The sequence below is a fragment of the Micromonospora fluostatini genome (assembly GCF_050410825.1).
In the GTDB taxonomy this organism is placed as follows: Bacteria; Actinomycetota; Actinomycetes; order Mycobacteriales; family Micromonosporaceae; genus Micromonospora; species Micromonospora rosaria.
The window spans coordinates 158,239-174,229 of the sequence record NZ_CP191251.1; the positions used below are offsets into that span (position 1 = coordinate 158,239).

Annotated in this window: 19 protein-coding genes; all 19 read right to left on the reverse strand. The window is 72.2% G+C overall.

Going from position 1 to position 15,991, the window contains the following annotated elements; translation table 11 throughout:
* Positions 1-60: 60 nt before the first annotated feature.
* The 19 genes from ACQUFX_RS00755 to ACQUFX_RS00845 all read right to left on the reverse strand — a co-directional run bounded on the left by ACQUFX_RS00755 (position 61) and on the right by ACQUFX_RS00845 (position 15,979).
* Positions 61-1,134, reverse strand: coding sequence for a peptidoglycan recognition protein family protein (locus ACQUFX_RS00755; RefSeq protein WP_428964097.1), 1,074 nt, complete (start codon positions 1,132-1,134; stop codon positions 61-63).
* Positions 1,131-1,454, reverse strand: a complete 324-nt coding sequence (locus ACQUFX_RS00760; RefSeq protein ID WP_428964098.1) for a hypothetical protein — start codon at positions 1,452-1,454, stop codon at positions 1,131-1,133. Before ACQUFX_RS00760 ends, ACQUFX_RS00755 begins: the two co-directional genes overlap by 4 nt.
* A gap of 13 nt (positions 1,455-1,467) precedes the next feature.
* Entirely contained in the window at positions 1,468-1,821 is a 354-nt protein-coding gene (locus tag ACQUFX_RS00765; RefSeq protein ID WP_428964099.1) for a hypothetical protein, read from the reverse strand.
* 56 nt (positions 1,822-1,877) lie between these two features.
* Positions 1,878-4,631, reverse strand: coding sequence for a hypothetical protein (locus ACQUFX_RS00770; RefSeq protein WP_428964100.1), 2,754 nt, complete (start codon positions 4,629-4,631; stop codon positions 1,878-1,880).
* Entirely contained in the window at positions 4,628-7,843 is a 3,216-nt protein-coding gene (locus tag ACQUFX_RS00775; RefSeq protein WP_428964101.1) for a phage tail tape measure protein, read from the reverse strand. Before ACQUFX_RS00775 ends, ACQUFX_RS00770 begins: the two co-directional genes overlap by 4 nt.
* A gap of 4 nt (positions 7,844-7,847) precedes the next feature.
* Complete coding sequence (locus ACQUFX_RS00780) at positions 7,848-8,114, reverse strand: hypothetical protein (RefSeq protein WP_428964102.1); 267 nt, start codon at positions 8,112-8,114, stop codon at positions 7,848-7,850.
* 104 nt (positions 8,115-8,218) lie between these two features.
* A complete protein-coding gene (locus tag ACQUFX_RS00785) occupies positions 8,219-8,803 on the reverse strand; it encodes a hypothetical protein (RefSeq protein WP_428964103.1) in 585 nt (194 codons plus the stop codon).
* A gap of 87 nt (positions 8,804-8,890) precedes the next feature.
* Positions 8,891-9,373 (reverse strand): phage tail tube protein, encoded by a 483-nt coding sequence (locus tag ACQUFX_RS00790; RefSeq protein WP_428964104.1) that lies wholly within the window; start codon positions 9,371-9,373, stop codon positions 8,891-8,893.
* Positions 9,366-9,707, reverse strand: coding sequence for a hypothetical protein (locus tag ACQUFX_RS00795; protein WP_428964105.1), 342 nt, complete (start codon positions 9,705-9,707; stop codon positions 9,366-9,368). Before ACQUFX_RS00795 ends, ACQUFX_RS00790 begins: the two co-directional genes overlap by 8 nt.
* Positions 9,708-9,721: 14 nt before the next feature.
* On the reverse strand, positions 9,722-10,060 hold the full coding sequence (locus ACQUFX_RS00800) for a hypothetical protein (protein ID WP_428964106.1): 339 nt from the start codon (positions 10,058-10,060) through the stop codon (positions 9,722-9,724).
* 185 nt (positions 10,061-10,245) lie between these two features.
* Entirely contained in the window at positions 10,246-10,647 is a 402-nt protein-coding gene (gene gp17 / locus ACQUFX_RS00805) for a tail completion protein gp17 (protein WP_428964107.1), read from the reverse strand.
* Positions 10,644-11,054, reverse strand: a complete 411-nt coding sequence (locus ACQUFX_RS00810; protein ID WP_428964108.1) for a hypothetical protein — start codon at positions 11,052-11,054, stop codon at positions 10,644-10,646. The genes gp17 and ACQUFX_RS00810 overlap by 4 nt, the downstream gene beginning before the upstream one ends.
* Complete coding sequence (locus ACQUFX_RS00815) at positions 11,054-11,461, reverse strand: DUF6093 family protein (RefSeq protein WP_428964109.1); 408 nt, start codon at positions 11,459-11,461, stop codon at positions 11,054-11,056. The genes ACQUFX_RS00810 and ACQUFX_RS00815 overlap by 1 nt, the downstream gene beginning before the upstream one ends.
* A 16-nt stretch (positions 11,462-11,477) precedes the next feature.
* On the reverse strand, positions 11,478-11,861 hold the full coding sequence (locus ACQUFX_RS00820) for a hypothetical protein (RefSeq protein WP_428964110.1): 384 nt from the start codon (positions 11,859-11,861) through the stop codon (positions 11,478-11,480).
* Positions 11,862-11,864: 3 nt separating this feature from the next.
* Positions 11,865-12,170 (reverse strand): hypothetical protein, encoded by a 306-nt coding sequence (locus ACQUFX_RS00825; RefSeq protein ID WP_428964111.1) that lies wholly within the window; start codon positions 12,168-12,170, stop codon positions 11,865-11,867.
* Positions 12,170-13,096, reverse strand: a complete 927-nt coding sequence (locus ACQUFX_RS00830; RefSeq protein WP_428964112.1) for a phage major capsid protein — start codon at positions 13,094-13,096, stop codon at positions 12,170-12,172. Before ACQUFX_RS00830 ends, ACQUFX_RS00825 begins: the two co-directional genes overlap by 1 nt.
* A gap of 21 nt (positions 13,097-13,117) precedes the next feature.
* A complete protein-coding gene (locus ACQUFX_RS00835) occupies positions 13,118-13,507 on the reverse strand; it encodes a capsid cement protein (protein WP_428964113.1) in 390 nt (129 codons plus the stop codon).
* Between the two features lie 2 nt (positions 13,508-13,509).
* The gene (locus ACQUFX_RS00840) at positions 13,510-14,751 is read right to left on the reverse strand and encodes a head maturation protease, ClpP-related (RefSeq protein WP_428964114.1); all 1,242 of its coding nucleotides are present in this window, start codon (positions 14,749-14,751) and stop codon (positions 13,510-13,512) included.
* Positions 14,744-15,979: a phage portal protein family protein gene (locus ACQUFX_RS00845; RefSeq protein WP_428964115.1), complete on the reverse strand. Its 1,236-nt coding sequence runs from the start codon at positions 15,977-15,979 to the stop codon at positions 14,744-14,746. Before ACQUFX_RS00845 ends, ACQUFX_RS00840 begins: the two co-directional genes overlap by 8 nt.
* Between the last annotated feature and the right edge of the window lie 12 nt (positions 15,980-15,991).

Consider the following 15,991-nt stretch of genomic DNA (forward strand, 5'->3'; position numbering starts at 1 on the left):
CGCTCAGGCCAGCCACGACGCAGCCGATATCCCTGAGCCCCCGTGAGATCCGCTCCAGCCTCACTCACGTGCCGTGCCCGAGCTGGCGGTGAGCAGCTCGCCGATGCGGCGGACCACCTCGTCGGCGGCGAGCTGCCCGGTCTGGCCGGCGCGGACCAGCTCGACGAGAGCGGCGTCCCGCGATGCTGCCTCGGCGGCGGCCTGGTCGATGCGCGCCAGCACCGCCTTCGTGTCGAGCCCTTCCACCGCCGCGAGTACCGCTGCCTGCCCGGCGCGCACCGCGCGGACCTCGGCGAGGGCCGCCCGGGCCGCCTCCACCCCGGCCTGCAGGGCGTACCCGACCGTCCACTCCTTGTTGCCCTGGGTGGCCTTGGCCGGGTCGCCGTAGTCGCTGTTCTGGTACGGCGGACGGGCCGCCGGCACCGTGTCGGACCGGGTCACCTGCTTGCCGAGCGCGTTGGCCCCGTCGGGCTTGAGCAGCGCGTCGAGGCTCCCGGCGAGGGTGCGGCCGTCCGGTGTCTTGTACTGCTCCATCAGGTACTTGCCGACTTCGGCAGCAGTGGGCATGTCGTCGTCCTCTCCGGCCAGCAGCGCGGTCACCCGCGCCCGGAACTGGCGCATGTCGAAGGTCGGGTCGCTCTTCGTGCTGGTCTTCCCGGCCGGCGGCGGGTACGGCTGGTGTTCCTTGTGGCCGGCGACCCGGTCGGCCTTCCAGCCCATGCGTCGGCAGATCGCCGCCACGCCGCGCTGGTAGGCGTTGAGCTGCGCGGCCGGCCAGGGTTCGCCGCGGTTGTCGTTCGCGGCCTCGACGCCGATCAGGTTGGTGTTGCCGAGGCCCTTGAGCGGGCCCGCCCAGCCGGCGAGGGCGTGGTTGCAACGGCCGGACGCGATGACGTGCCAGTGCCCGTTGCGGCCCACGTAGAGCTGCGCGATCGGCGGCGGCGCGCTGGTCGACCCGGTCAGCAGGACCCGGATCTCGCCAGCGTCGGTGCTCGACCGGGAGCCGGCGGTGGCGTGGCAGATCAGGCCGCGCGGGGTGAAGCTGTCGGAGCCCCGGCTGCGCCAGCCGTCGACCTCGTGCACGGTGAGGCCAGCCGCGCGGAGCGTCTGCGGCAGCCAGGTCAGGCGGGTCATGCCGGTGCCCCCTCCGGCTCGGGCTCCGGTTCGGGCGGCGGAGGCGGGGCCGTCACCGTCCCCGGATGCACCGCGTACTTCATCCGGAACAGATCGTCGGGCAGCAGCTCAGCGACGCGCGGCGGGTCGGCCAGGGACGCGATGACCCAGTTGTTGTAGCCGATCCACACCTTCTCCACGTCCCGCATCCACCACACCTCGATGGCGGTCGGGATCGTGTCGGTGATCTCGGTCTGGAGCCAGTCGAGCAGCTCCTGGGTGTTGGTGCCGTCGAAGTACAACGCCTGGAAGGTGGGTACGACGTGGACCGGGGTAGCCATGGTGCTCCTCGGGTCAGAGCGAGTAGGACGCGCGGATGCGGATGTTGGAGGGGGCGGCGATGTTGACGGTCGCCGACCGCAGCACGACCGCGCCGGTGGGCTCCACCACGCCCTCGCCGTGGTTGACCCCGTTGCCCCAGCCGCAGCTCGAGAAGTCGGGTGGGGCGACGCTGGCCGGCACGGTGAAGCAGGTCGTGTCGGTGATGTTGGCGCCGGCCAGGATGTTGATCGCGACGTCGTTACGGACGTAGATCCACAGGGTGACCTCGCCCGACGACGGCCGGACTCTCGCCCGCCACCCCAGCAGGGTGAACCCGGCCCCCACCGTGTGGCCGGTGGTGATGTCTTCGTACCAGGACCCATTCATCCTGGCGGGGGTGATCCTCATCCCCGACGCGAACTGGACCGGCATGGTGCTCCTCTCTACAGCGGGACGACGGCCGGGTACCAGACGTCGACCTCGGTGCCGGCCGGCCACGCCCTCTGGATGCCGTTGCCGCCCCGAGCGGTCAGGCTGACTACCTGCGGCTCTCTGAGCGCGAGGTTGTCCACCCTGACCGTCGGGCCGGGGGTCGTGTTGGTGTTGCCGGAGGCGGCCCGGCCGATGATCCCGACGCCGGTGCCGGTGGTCAGGTCCGTGTCGGTGACCACCAGCGGCCACGGCGCCCACTGGGGCTCCGGTTCGTTCGCCGGGTGGACCTTCGCCCGGATGACCGAGCCGTCGACCCGGGCGATGAGCACCCGGGCGATCGCGGTCGATCCGCCGACCGGGGCCGGCATCGTGGCCACCTGCGTGATCATGCCGCCGACCCGCTTGACCAGCCGCAGCGTCAGCGCGCCGGACGTCTCGTACTGGAGGTCGATCCAGTAGTAGTTGCTGGCGTCCTGCCGGCGCAGCAGCGCGCCCGCGTTGATGGGGGCGCCGGTCGGCACCACCGGCACCGTCAGGTGCACCCGCAGCTCCTGGGTGGCCGCCGACCCGCAGTCGACCACGATCCGCCGCTCCGCCGACCCGACCAGCGAGATCACACCCACCCCGCCCGAGACGGAGTAGTCCGCGCCGCTCCCCGAGTCGATCGTCCAGGAGTGCCCGGAGTCCGCGACGCCCCAGCCCGACGCCACCGAGCGGCTGTACGAGTCGCGCACCGCCGACGCGATCGCCGACGCGACGACGCTCTCTCCGACGCCTGCCCCGATCCGCAGGTCCACCGGGAAGTCCTGCGCATCCGTCGTCCAGGACCCGTTGTCCACCGTCGACCGGATCAGCATCTGGCTCGCGCCGGCCGGCAGGTCAGCCGCCAGCACCGTGCCGTCCGCCGCGACCCGGTCCTCACCGTCGACCACAGCGATCCGCCACGGTGCCGCCGGCGAGGTGGACAGCGCCACCGTCCACTCGGTGGCGTCCAGCCGCTCGGTGTAGCCCTCGATGACCTGGTCGAGCAGTCCGGCCGGGGACAGGCCGGCGGGCACCCCGGAGACGGTGACCCGGCCGCCGATACCCGTGGCCAGCCACGCCGGGATGACGGCCTCGAGACCGGACCGGGCGAAGTTCAGGCTGATCGCCGGGTAGCGCAGCTCGTCGCGGGTGCCGTGATGCACCCGCCAGCCGGCCTGGTTGGGGAGGTCGTCGTCGGTCGCGGTGTTGACCTGAACCGACGCCTCGTACCTGCCGCGCCTGGCAACGTGCTGCTCGTCGGACACCTGCGCCTGGCCGCCGCCCGGCCGCGTCGCCGTCCAGTCGTTGCGGACGTGCTGGTCGGAGCGGGCCGGAGCCAGCGGCGGGGCGAGCTGCCCGTAGGTCAGCGCCAGCGCCACCGTGGGGTTGTACCGGGCGACCCGGGCCAGGTAGGCCAGCCTGCCGTCGAAAGCCTCGTAGAGGATGCCGCCGTCGGTCTGCTCGACCTCCCGGGCCAGCTCGATCAGCGTGCCGGCGGTCTGCGCACCCATCGGCGTCTCGGTCGTGGCGACCGGGGCGAGGGGAACCTCCTGCTCGGCGCACAGCCGGACGAGGCGGGCTCCGGCTTCCTCGCCGACGTAGCCCGACGCCGCCCAGGCGGTGCCGGGCAGGTCGACGCTGTCGTTGAGGACGTGCAGGTGGGAGTAAGACGTGCCGACAACGCCGGCCGCGAGCAGGGTCACCTGCGTCATGCCGCCGAGGCTGCCCGTCGAGATCCCGGTCGACGTCGAGGTGGTGATGGTCGTGCTGCCCACCGGGTACGTCCTGATCCGGATCAGCACCGTCGGGGCCAGCGTCGGGCGTTCCAGGACGACCTGGACGCCCACCCAGCCGGCGCGGGGGTCCGCCCCGGTCGGCCACGCCCGCACCACCGTGTCGAGCTGGACGTCATCCCGGTCGTATGCGGTGACGCGCAGGCCACTGGGATTGGCGCGGACGATCAGCCGGTCGATGACCAGCGAGGCGACCGCGATCCGCGCCAGATCCTGCTCGGTGTCCAGCGACGGGCTGGTCATGAAGAAGCCGACCGTGCTGACGATTCGGCTCGCCACCGTGCCGGCACCGACCGAGCCGACCGTCATGTTGATGGTGCTGGTGGTGGCGTCCATGCGCACCACCCGGGCCGCGCCCGGGATGTCGCCGTCCACCACCCCGTACGTCACCAGCGTGGCGCTGGCCCGCGGCTGGCCCGGCACCCGCACCTCCGGCCGGGCCACCCCAGGGCCGTCCTCCAGCGGCAGCCACCCGTCCAGGGGCAGCTCACCCAGGAGCCGCAGCAGCGGGCTACGGACGGCGCTGCCCTGCCCCACCCGCCGCAGCAGACCGCTTGCCAGCACCCCCACCTCGAACGGCGCGGACGGCGAATCCTTGCCCACCGCCCGGTCCGGCAGCGTCGGCTCGATCTCCGCCACCAGACCCGTGTAGCGGGTATACCACTGGCCCGCCCACCACACCTGCACCCGCAGCGGACACCCCACATCCCAGCCCGGATACTCCGGCGACAGCGGATGCCCCGGCATCCACCGGCCCGCCGGCGACCGGAGGGTCAGCGAGCAGGAGCCCGGCTGGGTGGTCGCCGTGTCGTCGGCCCGGCCCCGGGTGATCCGCACCCCGGCCCGGACCCACGGGGTGATGTCCCGCCACGGCCAGCCGCCCGGGTTGGTGGCGAGGTCCGCGCCGGGCGCGATCAGCACCCGGACGCGCAGCGGGAAGATCGTCACAGGGTCCTCCGATCGCCCAGGACAACCCGGGGGTCACCGCCGCCGAGCTGGATGGTCTTGCTGATGTGCCGCATCACCCCGGTGCCCTCGATGACGAGGGTGTGGCGATGCTCGACGACCTGCCGGGACGTGCTGGCCATCGCGCCGACCCCGGGGACCACGGTCTCCGGGCCGCGCTCGGCGAAGCTGTACGAGGCGCCCGAGTAGACGCCACGGCCTATCACCGGCTCCCGGATCACCCCGCCGTCGGCCATGGCGAAGTGGTTGTGGGCGTTGCCGTAGCCGAAGGCGTGCTGCCGCCACACCGCACCCGTGTAGCGGTGTGACCTGCCGTTATGCACGTTGTACTCGTGCCACGGGGTGATCGCTTCCTTGAGCCGGGCCTTGTAGTTGCGGTACATCCACGCGGCCAGGTCCCGGTCCGGCGGGTAGTCGACCGCCCGGTTCCTCGCGTGGTACGACAGGTTCCCGGACAGCGTCCGCGACCCAGGCCGGTACCCGGAGATCAGCCGCAGGTCAGGGAATGCTGCCCGGATCGCTGCCACCATCTGCGGTGCCGTCGCCCCGCCGCCGATCCCCGGCACCACGGCCCGTGACACCTCACCCCACGACGGGATCCGGGTGTGCCGGGCCGTCACCGGGTACGGCCACCGCACGGGCCCGCCGTCGGCCAGCATCAGCGCCTGGAGGTCCTCGGCCGGGATCCGGCGGTGCTGGATGGCCTCCATCACCTGGTCGCCGTAGTACCGGGCCGACGCCACCGGGTGCACCCACTCGTCGGCGGTCAGCCACGCCGGAATGTTGTCGGCCCGGGTGTTCGGCGACCAGCCTTGCACCCGGCCGCCGGCCGCGTACCCGCCCGGAGCGTTGTTCTCCGCCGACTTGTACTTGCGGTACTCGTGGGCCGGGGTGGTGCCATTCTTCAGGGCCATCTGCCGGTAGAACAGGTCGTTCAGCTTCTCCTTCGCGGCCTTGTCGCCGACCACCTTGACGCTGGTCTCGGCCTCCTCCGGTAGCTGGCGATACGCGCCGGTCAGCTCCTCGATCTGCTTCTTCGTGAACCCGGCCTGCTTCATGCTCCTGCGCAGGCCGTCGATGTCCTTGACGTACTTCTTGTTCGCCTCGTCGAGGGTCATGCCGTGGGCCAGCCGCGCCTGCCGCTCCGCCTGGATCGACTCGATGCGCTCCAGGATCGCGGTCCGGTTCGCCCGGCCCTGCTCGGTGTTCAGCCGCGTCTCGGTGCCGTTCTTCTTGATCGATGCGCTGAGCCGGTCGATCGCCTCCGCGCCCTTGATCGCGGCCTGGTCGGCGGACATCTGCGCGTCGAAGAGCTTGTCGAACTCCTCGGTGAGTTTCCGGATCTCCTCCTTGGCCGCCGCCGCCTCGGCCGACAGCTCACCCGTGGAGGTGGCCGTCTGCTGGGCTGCCGACGACGCCGAGTCGAGCGCGGACACGTACTGCGGCATCGCCCGCCGCAGCTCGTCCACGGACACCCCGGACTTCTGCGCCTCGGCGGCGAGCCGCTCGAACGCCCGCTTCGCTTCCTCGCCGCGCCCGGACTGGACCAGTTCCGCTAGCGCCCCGTCGAGCGCCGAGATCCGCTCCCGGGCCTTGGTGAGGGACTGGTCGGCGGTGTTCCCGAGACCGGTCATGCCCTCCACGAAGCCGGCGACGCCGTTGCCCAGGTCGGTCCAGAAACCCGAGTCGAGGGTGCCCAGGTCGTACCGCAGGTTCTCCAGGTCGTCACCGAACAGGCGGGACGCCTCCCCGGCGGCCTCGGCGCCTTCCCCGTACTTGGCGAGGTCGTTGGCGAGCACCGGAATCCGGGCGTTGGTGCTGTCGCCCAGCAGGGCGGTCGCGGTCTGCATCGCGGCGATCGCCACGGCCGCCCGGCCCGCCCACTGCGCGGCCCGCTCCAGGCCCTTCGCGGCCCGCTGCCCGCCGCTGCCCATCTCCGACAGCTCGGCGGTCGCGGTCGCGGTCGCGGCGCGCATCTTCGCCGCCCCGGCCGCCGCGAGCAGCGCCGCACCGGCCACACCGGCGATGACGATGGTCGCCGACTGGACCGGCGCGGGGATCGCGGTCACGCTGTTGACGAGCCGGTCGGCTGCCTGCACCACGGTCCGCAGGCCGGACGTGGCACCGGTGGACGACTCGATCGCCAGGGTCTGGAGGCTGCCGGTCAACCTTTCGATGTCGCCCGCGAGGTTGTCCGTCTTCATCGCGGCGGTGGTCGCCGCGTACCCCTGGTCGTTGACCTTGTCGATCCACCGCTGGATGCCCTCTTCGCCCTGCTCGTACAGGATGGAAGCGCCCCGGACGGCGTCGGCGCCGAAGATGGTCGCCATCGCGCTGGCCCGCGCCTCGGGCGTCAGCGACGACAGGCTCTCCCGCAGCTCGCCGGCGAACTGCGCGAGGCCCTTTGCGTTGCCGGAGGTGTCGTACAGGCTGATGCCCAGATCGGTCATCAGCTCGGCGGTCGAGTCCGCCGGTGCCTGGAGCATCAGGAGCATCTGCTTGAAGCTGGTGCCGGCGTCGGAGCCGGTCAGGCCAGCCGAGGCGAACGCCGCCAGACCGCCCGTGGTCTCCTCGATGCTCAGTCCGGTCTGCGCGGCGACGAGGCCGGCCTGGTTGAGCGCCATCCCCATGTCGTGCACGGAACCCTGGGCTTTTCCGGCGGCGGCGGCGAGCAGGTCGGCGATGTGCGGGACGTCGCTGCCGGACAGCTTGAACTGGGTCATGGCCGACGCGGCGGTCTCGGCCGCCTCGGCCACGTCCAGGCCGCCCGCCGCCGCCAGGTCGAGCGCGCCTTTCAGGCCGCCGGACAGGATGGCGGACGTCTCCACCCCGGCCTTGGCCAACTCCTCGATACCCTGGGCGGCCTCCGTGGCGCTGTACTGGGTGTCCGCCCCGGCCTGCAGGGCGGCATCCCGCAGCTGCTCCAGATCACCCGCGCTGGCCTTGGTCGCGGCCTGCACGCTGGACATTTGCTTCTCGAAGTCCATGCCGAACTTCACGGCCATGCCGCCGGCAGCCAGCAGGCCCACGCCCATCCCGGCGGCCTGGGTGGCGACCGCGTCGAGGTGACCGGCCCGCGCGGCGCGGTCCATCTCGCCGGCGAAGCCCTTCGTGGCGGTGCCGGCCTGCCGCAGGCTGGCCATGTACCCGGACACGTCGGCTTGGAGCTTCACCCCGACGGTACGCAGTGCCACCAGGTCACCTCCCCACCATGCGGACGAGCCACAGCCGGGAGCCGGCGATGGCGGGATCAGACGTCTCAGCGGCCTGCTGCGCCTCCATCAGCGCCAGCCGGGCCCGGCACACCACCCGCTCGGCCGCAAACCGCGGGCCGGTGGCCTCCGGGCTGGTCGTGTCCGCATACCGGTGCCCGCACCCGCACGGGCACAACTCCCGCCGGTACAAGGCCAGCGCGAGGACCTCGGCGCGGTCCTGCTCCGTCCACTCCGGCTCCCGAGTCGTCACAGACCGAACCAGCCGGCCCCGCCGGTTGTAGTAGTGCCGGGTCGTCGAGGACGGCTCCCGGCCGTCGAACCTGCTCGGCGGGATTCGCAGCCGGTCGGCCGCCTCTACTCGGTCCCGGAACCCCGGGTCATCCGCGAGGCGGCGGGCGAGAAAGGGACATCGATGTCCCGCCGGTTCAGCCCCCACGCAGCGTCGGCGAGGTCGTCGAACTGCCGGGAGGTGAGCCGGGCCTCGACCGCCAACGTCTTGCCCTGCTCGTCCTGGACCTCCCCGCCTAGCAGGTACGCCCAGTCCTCCTCGTCCAGCGCCGGGTCGACCACCGACTCCCGGATCAGCGCGGTGTAGAAAGTCTCGGTGTTGACGCCGACGACGCGGTCTCGGTCGTCGATTCCGCCCTCGTCGTCCTTGCGGGGCGGGTGCTCACCCACGAACGCCCGCCAGCGGGGCTTCGGCATCGCCCGTAGCCGGAACGGGGTGGTCTCCGCCTGCATCTGCTGGCGCAGGTCCTCCATCCGCTCCGCGATCGGCCCCGACCCGTCGCCCTCCAGCGACGTGCTCGGGGCGCGGAGCGCTTCGGTGAGCTGCCGGTCGAGTTCCTCCCATTCGGCGACCAGGTCGCCGCGCAGGCAGATCGGGACGGTGCGCTCCGGCAGGCGGGCCGCCTTCAGCCGGTCCTTGAAGCTGGTCATGATGTCCTGGCCCTTCCGTCCTGGCCCGAGACGTGCAGCGGGGACGGACCGGGCCAGGTGGTCCGTCCCCGCCGATCAGGAAAGAGGTCAGGCGACGGTGACCCGCAGAGCGGGGGGCATCCGCATCTTCAGCGGCACCTCGTACCGCTCTACGACGTTCGGCTCCGGGTCCAGCCAGGCCGTCTCGCCGCAGATCACCGGGTAGATGCCCTGCAGGTGCTGACCCGGGGCGTACGCGGTGGCTGCGGTGATCGACCGGCGGACCGCGATGAAGCCCTCCACGTCGGGCAGCAGCGTCAGGTAGGCGGCGTCGGAACCGGTCTGCTTCTTGATCCGCAGCAGAGTGCCCGAGAAGCTGCGACGACCGTTCGTGGCCGTGTCGAAGTTGTCCTCGATGCCGCTGGTCGGGACGTCCGCCGTCTCCGGACGGAGGCCGACCGCGCCGTCAGCGGTCATCCACTGGCTGACCCGGAGCCCGGAGTTCAGCTCGGATGCCAGCGGGTTGTAGATGTTCGCGACGGCCGGAAGCCAGTCGAGGCGGAACTTGCCGTCGCCCGGGATGTCACCCATCCTGCTTCTCCCTGCTCTTCGTCGATGGGGCCGGCGGCGCCGGCTCGGACACCGGCGCGACGACGTCGGCCGGAACCTCAGCGGTGAACGGGTCACCCACCGGCGGCGGGCCGCACTCCGACCAGCCGCGGGGCCGCCACAGCTCCACCGACGCCAGCGGGAACTTCGCCCGCCCTCCGTGCTCGGCGTGCCGCATCCACACCTGCTGGTCGGGTGCCGGCGGCTCGGAGTCCGCCCAGCCCAGCGGGATCAGCCGGTCCCGCTCCTCGGCCCCCTCGACCAGGGCCACCGCGCCCTGCCCGTCGGCCATCCAGTACGTCTTCTTGCTCGTCATCTCCGCCTGCTCTCTCAGCCCCGCACCAGCTCGGCGGTGACCGAGGTGGTGCCGGAGTAGGTGACCGTGGCGACCCCGGTCGACCGGTTGACGTGGCCGGGCAGGATCCGCAGCCACCGCCGGGCCCCCGCCGGGACGCTCTGCGCCACCGTGGTGCCGGCGTTCCCCACGGCCGTCACGCCGGGGTCGGTGATCGTCACGGTGATGGACGACCCGCCGCCGTTGTTGACGACCAGTAGCGCCCCGTACATGCCCACGTCGGAGGCGGCGATGGTGTCGGTCGAGTTGACAGCCACCGGGGCGACGTTGACCGCCGTACCGCCGGGGACCGAGTTCGCGGTGAGCAGCGCCATCGGCACGCCCCTTTCTGTCGTGATCCCGTCTCCGGGCAAGATCGCTCTGCCGGGCCCGCTACGGTGCCCGGCATGGGTGCTCTGAAGCCGTGGCACATCGCCACGCTGTGCTGTCTGCTGTCCGTCATCCCGCTCATCGGCGGGGCCGTCTGGCTCGCCGTCAGGCCAGCCACCAAGAAGCGGCGCTAGGCCGGGACGGACTCCAGTCGGTACACGTCCACCTGGTCCATCACCAGGACGCCGGTGGACTCGTCCCGGTCCGGCGGGTCGCCGTCCTCCCGGCGGATCGGCCAGCAGTCGCGGCCCGCCACCACCGGCACCACCCCGAGCAGCGCCGACCGCACCCGGGTAGCCACCGCCCGTGCAGCGTCCGCGTTCCCGCCGACGTTGTGGCAGTACACCCACAGCACGTACCGGTCCTGCCGGTCCTCCAGCGATCGGTCCTCCGGGTCGTTGTCGGCGAAGTACACCAGCACGTACGGCGGCACCCGGCCCGCCGGCACATGCCCGTCGAGTGCCACCAGCGGAGTCGTCCCCGGTGCGCCCTGCAGCAGCGCCAGGACCGCCGCTGTGTGCTCCCGGATCACCGGTCCTCCAGCAGCTTCGCCGCCAGGTCCTCCAGGGCGGCGGCGAACTTCGGTGCCTCCCGCTCACCGGCCGGGCGCATGTGCGGCATCGGCGCGCTGGTCAGCGACCCGTTCTCCGCGATCGCGCCGAGCGTGCCCTGCAGCCGGGTGCGCGTCTTGTCCGGGCCGATCTCCGCCGCCGGGCCCCGCAGCCCCTGATAGACGTCGTAGCCGATGGAGTACGGGTAGCGGCGCAGGTGAGAGCGCCGGCCGGACAGCTTGCCCTTGATGATGCGCTGCGCGTCCTTCTTGATGTTCAGAGCGCCCCGGGCCACCACCCGCGCGGTCTCCTCCGGGGCCTTCGCGAGCGCGCTCTCGATGGACTGCCGCCACTCGTCCCAGTCGCCGTGGTCGATGCGGATCGGCATCAGCTCGTCCTCTCCTCCACCTGCAGCCGCCGCATCGTCGCCTGCGAGGCGTTGTGCAGCCCGGACACCACGAACTCCCTGCCGACCGCGTCCGGGTCGTGCCGGGACGCGGTCACGGTGACCACGTCGTCGGCCTGCACCCCGACCGCCGAGACCGGAAGCTGCAACTCACGGCGCAGCATCAGCACCGTGGCCTCCCCGGCCTCGTCGGGGCGCGGTATCCCGGTCGGCTGCCGCAGCCGGCACCGCCCTACCCCCTCGGGCGGCGGGTACACGGTCTGCCAGGTGGGGGTGATGTTGCCGTCGTCGTCGGTGGCCTCACCCGTCTTGCGGCGGACGACGCACCGGTCGACCATCAGACGCTCGGCGGCCCGGCGGCCCCGAGCCAGCGCAGCACCCACGACCACCGGTCACACCTCCAGGTCAGCAGCGGGGCGCGGTCTCCCACGACCAGTCCGGGGCGGGAAACGACCACTGCGGGCCGGACCCCGTCGGGGCCGCAGACGGGTAGGCCGCCCGGGCCGCGGCGAGGATCTGCTCACGGCGCTGCGCGTCGTTGACGACCTTGTAGTCGTCGATCTGCTCGCTCTGCGCCCCGTCGGGGTTGTTGTAGGCGATCGCGGCCAGCTCGATCGCCCACGACCACAGCCGCTCCGGGGCCGGGTCGGGCCACACCGTCAGGCCGGTGGCGTCGGACAGCCACCCCCCGGCCTGACGGCGCGCGATCCCTGCGGCGGGGGTGTCGAACTCGTCAGGCGCCAGGCGGAGCAGCTTCCGCAGGTCCTCCAGCTCGAACAGCTCCGCCACCGGTCAACCCGAGCGTCGGGTACGCCGACCCTCGTCGGCGGCGGGCCCCGATCGCGTCTGGCCCTCCGTGGAGGGGTTCGGCGGCTCCCCGGGCTTGGGGGTGCCGGCCGGCACGGCGAGCAACCCGGCCTCCCGGCTGCCCTCCTCGGCCACCAGGTTCTTGCGGACGTGCCGGTCGAGGTCGTCCTGGTTGACGCCCTCCGGGACGGTCGCGCCCTGGTGGAAGCCCTGCAGAACCTCCTGCCCCAGTCCGTCGGCGACCCGCAGGGTCACGTACGCCGAGATCACCTTGTACGTCTTGCCGCTCATCAGGACACCACCCCGCTGATCTCCTCGACCGCGCCGGACTCCTGCACGATCGGCACCGTCTTGCGGCGGCCCTGCAGGTCCCAGGCGTCCTGGTCGTCCTTGCGGATCGCCTTGACCTGCACGGCCAGGTCCGACACGGCGTAGCCGGGCGCCCCGTCGGTCTCGTCCGCCATCCCGCCGAGCTGCTGGGAGTCCAGCACCAGCGCACCGGTGCCCAGCGACGGGGTCTTGATGACCGTCAGGCCGGCCACCGTCTCGATCTCCCCGGTGTAGACCGGATTGTCGGTCGACTCCCGCTGCCGCAACTGCGCGATCGCGTCGTTGAGCATCAGGTAGGTGTAGGCCTTCGGCGACACCACCAGGGTGTCCGGGCGGTAGCCCTGGTTGCGGTCCTCGATCCGCTGCACCGCCAGCAGGATGTCCTCCAGCGGCTTGCGGTTCGCGGCGGTCGCGTTGTCCCACGACCCGGCGGTGGCCGTGTCGGCCGCCGCGGACTGGATCGCCGACATGGCGATCGCGTCGACCTGCTTGATGATCGAGTTGACGACCTTGCGCATCGACCGGTCGATGGCCGACCCGGCGTAGGCGTTGCGGGCGATCTCCTCGTCGGTCAGCAGGACCTTCTGGCCCCACTTCGAGATCGCGGCGACCGCGGCGGTGCCGGTGGCCAGGTTGGCGTACGGGTACACCGACCCGGCGCCGACGGCCTCGACGGCCCGGTCGGTCAGGAACGGCTCCGACTGCTCGTACAGCACGGCCCCGCCCTGCGACCGGAACCGCTGGGTGAGTAGCTGGTCGGAAACGAACCGCAGGTCACGGTAGTCACGCAGGCGGCGCTGGATCAGCGCCGGGTTCTGCAGGAAACGCGAGATGGTCAGCGAGTCACCCGAAAGGGTCGGTGCCGCTGCCGGGAAGGTCCCAGGCACTTTCTATCTCCTCTCGGTGTCTCAGCCGCGGCCGATGAAGCGCACCTTGTTGGGCGCGGTCGCGGTGGTCGTGGCGGTGCCGATGAGCGTTCCCGCCGCGGCGGCGGTGGCGACCGTGGCGGTGGCGGCGGTCCCGGCCGCGCCGGTCACCACACCGTCCCCGGCGGTCACGGTGCCGGCGGCGACGACGGTCACCTCGTGCTCGACGTTGGTCAGGGGCCACACGGTGACGCGGGCGCCGTTGGCCGCGTCGTGGGCGGCGACGCCGACCACAGTGGTGGCGGCGGCGCCGGCCGGGGCGACCGTGCTGACGCCCGAGGCGGCGACGATCTGTCCACCGGTGATGGTGGCGCTGGCCGTCTTGGTGATCGGCTGGGCGCCGCCGGCGTAGACCGGGCTGTAGTCGGCCATGGTCAGTTTCCCTTCCGGTTCGGCGGGAACAGCCCGGCGAACTCCAGGTCGAAGTCGACGTCCGCGCCGTCACCGGCGTAGCCCAGCGCGGTGACCGGCACGACGTTCTTGGCGAGCCCGGCGATCAGGTCGCGGGCGCCCTCCGGGTCGGCGTCCCAGACCCGCTCGTAGTGCTGCTTGCGCGACGGCGGGAACTTCCCGTCCGACACGGCCTGCGCGATGACGCTGTCGCGCTCCTCGCGGCGGCGGCGCGCCTCGGCGGCCTCCAGCCGGCGGATCGTCTCCTGCTGGGCGTCCCACGCCGCCTGGTCGATGACCATCTGCCCACCGCCGGCCGAGGGTCGCGGTGAGGTGGGCTGCGGGGCGGGGTCGTCCGGCGACGGGCTCGGGGCCGGCGGGGCGGGCTGGCTGTTCTCGACGAGACCAGCGGACCCCAGGGCCGCCTTCACCTCGTCGTCGGAGGCACCGGGAGCCAGTCCCAGCGCCTCTCGGATCTTCGCCGGATCCATGCGGCCGGCTCCCTTCTGCTGTACGTCCCCCGCCTGGTTGGCGGTGGTGGTCTTCCGTGCCGCGGCGTGGATACGCCGGGCAGCCTCCGCGGCGGTCACCCGCAGCCGGACCGAGTTCGTGGCCGGCGGGGCGTCCGGGTCGGCGGCGACCTCGTCGGCCAGGCCCTCGTCCACGGCCTCCTGGGCCGTGTACCAGGTGTCGCGGGCCATCGCGGCACGGAACTCTGCCACCGGCCGGCCGGAGCGGGCGGCGTAGATGCCGGCGATGGAGTCCGACACCCGGTCGAGGACCTCGGCCATGTCCCGCATGTCCCGGGCGTTGCCGATGGCCAGCCCGGCCGCGTCGTGGATCATCATCTGCGCGCCGCGGTTCATGGTGATGCGGTCCCCGGCCTGCGCAATGAAGCTGGCCGCGCTGGCCGCCAGGCCGTCGACCACGACGTGGACGCTGGCCTGGTGGTCCTTGAGCGCGTTGAAGATCGCGATGCCGTCCCAGGCGTCCCCGCCCGGGGAGTTGAGCCGCAGCGTGATCGCGTCGGCGTCCAGGGCCCGCAACTCGGCCGCGAAGTCCTTCGCGCTGGTGCCCCAGTCGCCGATCTCGTCGTAGATGGACACCTCGGCCGTGCGGGCGCCCGCCTTGGCCTTGATGCGATACCAGTCGCCGGCCTTCGCCGTCGGTCTCGCCCGCAGCCGTTCCAGGTGCGCCGGCAGTTCCGGCAGGGCAACCTCACCCATCAGGGTTCTCCTCAGTCGATGCCGGCCGTGGCCGGTAGTCCTTCGGGGGCAGCCCGTACGCCTGCCGGGCGGCTTCCTCCAGCGACCGGTCCGGCAGGAGGATCCCGGCGTCGGCGAGCATCTTCAGCGCCTGCGCCGTGGCGGCCTGCCGGGAGCCGATCTCGTCGAACACCACCCGGGGGGCCGGCTCCGACTCCCCGAAGTTCAGGTCAACCAGGTCCTCGACGATGTGCTGCGTGGCCACGTCGGCGATCTGCTGGGCGAGGGTCTGCAGCGACAGGGTGAAGAAGTCCGCGAAGGTCGAGCCGAGCGCCCAGCTTCCCGTCTGGGTGCCGAGGTTGAGGAAGTGGGCCAGGACCGCCCTGGCGATCTGCTCGTCGTGGTAGCGGATCGGCTTGTCCGCGTCCGGCAGGTCCCCCTCGACGCCCAACAGCCGCATCTTCGCCCCGTGGGGGATGGCCGACCCCGCGGACTGCCCGGCACGCCACGCCTGCGCCATCTGCGCGCCCTTGCTGAGGTCCGTCTCACCCGGGGCCCCCTCGTACAACGGCACGCCCATCCCGTTGCGCTCGATGGTCTGCGCCTGGACCCGCAGCAGCCGGTCCTTGATGAGCCAGTTCTTGTAGCAGGACCGCAGCACCGACCGGCCCAGCCAGTTGCCGCCCTCACGGTCGAGGACGTACGCCACCAGCCGGCTCACCGGGATCGGTTGGGCCCGGCCGCCGGTCCTCGAGCTGTACTGCAGGACCGAGACCAGGCCGCCGTCCGGGGCGGCCTCGATGCGTTCGATGGTGCGGGGCATCCGCTCCGCGAGCTTCCGCAGCCGGGCCCGGCCCTGGTCGTCGATGCGGTACACCTGCTCGAAGATCATGAAGCCGAACGGCAGCATCAACAGGGCGAGTCTCAGGTGCTCCGGCCACGAGAACCGGTCCCGGGTACGCACCACCGGACGGACCGCCTGCCCCACAACCGGAAGCCCGAGGTCCTCGGCGACGAGCTGCACCACCTCATCACGGGCACCCGCTGGATCCAGCCGCCACGGTGTACGCCGCAGCGGGTAGGTGACCGCCCGCAGCACCGACCCGACCTGGGCATCCTGCGACCGCATCGCGTCGTAGACGGCCACCGACTCCGGCCAGCGCAGCTCAGGGGTCGGCTCATCGTCGGTGGTCCACCACGACCCGGGGACATGGGCGTAGCCGATCTCGCTCACCGGCGTGACCACCATCCACCCTCCTCA

Coding starts and splice junctions, on each gene's coding strand:
- ACQUFX_RS00755 (WP_428964097.1), bottom strand. CDS start 1,134: ATGACCCGCCTGACCTGGCTGCCGCAGACGCTCCGCGCGGCTGGCCTC.
- ACQUFX_RS00760 (WP_428964098.1), bottom strand. CDS start 1,454: ATGGCTACCCCGGTCCACGTCGTACCCACCTTCCAGGCGTTGTACTTC.
- ACQUFX_RS00765 (WP_428964099.1), bottom strand. CDS start 1,821: ATGAATGGGTCCTGGTACGAAGACATCACCACCGGCCACACGGTGGGG.
- ACQUFX_RS00785 (WP_428964103.1), bottom strand. CDS start 8,803: ATGACCAGCTTCAAGGACCGGCTGAAGGCGGCCCGCCTGCCGGAGCGC.
- ACQUFX_RS00790 (WP_428964104.1), bottom strand. CDS start 9,373: ATGGGTGACATCCCGGGCGACGGCAAGTTCCGCCTCGACTGGCTTCCG.
- ACQUFX_RS00795 (WP_428964105.1), bottom strand. CDS start 9,707: ATGACGAGCAAGAAGACGTACTGGATGGCCGACGGGCAGGGCGCGGTG.
- ACQUFX_RS00800 (WP_428964106.1), bottom strand. CDS start 10,060: ATGGCGCTGCTCACCGCGAACTCGGTCCCCGGCGGTACGGCGGTCAAC.
- ACQUFX_RS00810 (WP_428964108.1), bottom strand. CDS start 11,054: ATGCCGATCCGCATCGACCACGGCGACTGGGACGAGTGGCGGCAGTCC.
- ACQUFX_RS00825 (WP_428964111.1), bottom strand. CDS start 12,170: ATGAGCGGCAAGACGTACAAGGTGATCTCGGCGTACGTGACCCTGCGG.
- ACQUFX_RS00835 (WP_428964113.1), bottom strand. CDS start 13,507: ATGGCCGACTACAGCCCGGTCTACGCCGGCGGCGCCCAGCCGATCACC.
- ACQUFX_RS00840 (WP_428964114.1), bottom strand. CDS start 14,751: ATGGGTGAGGTTGCCCTGCCGGAACTGCCGGCGCACCTGGAACGGCTG.
- ACQUFX_RS00845 (WP_428964115.1), bottom strand. CDS start 15,979: ATGGTGGTCACGCCGGTGAGCGAGATCGGCTACGCCCATGTCCCCGGG.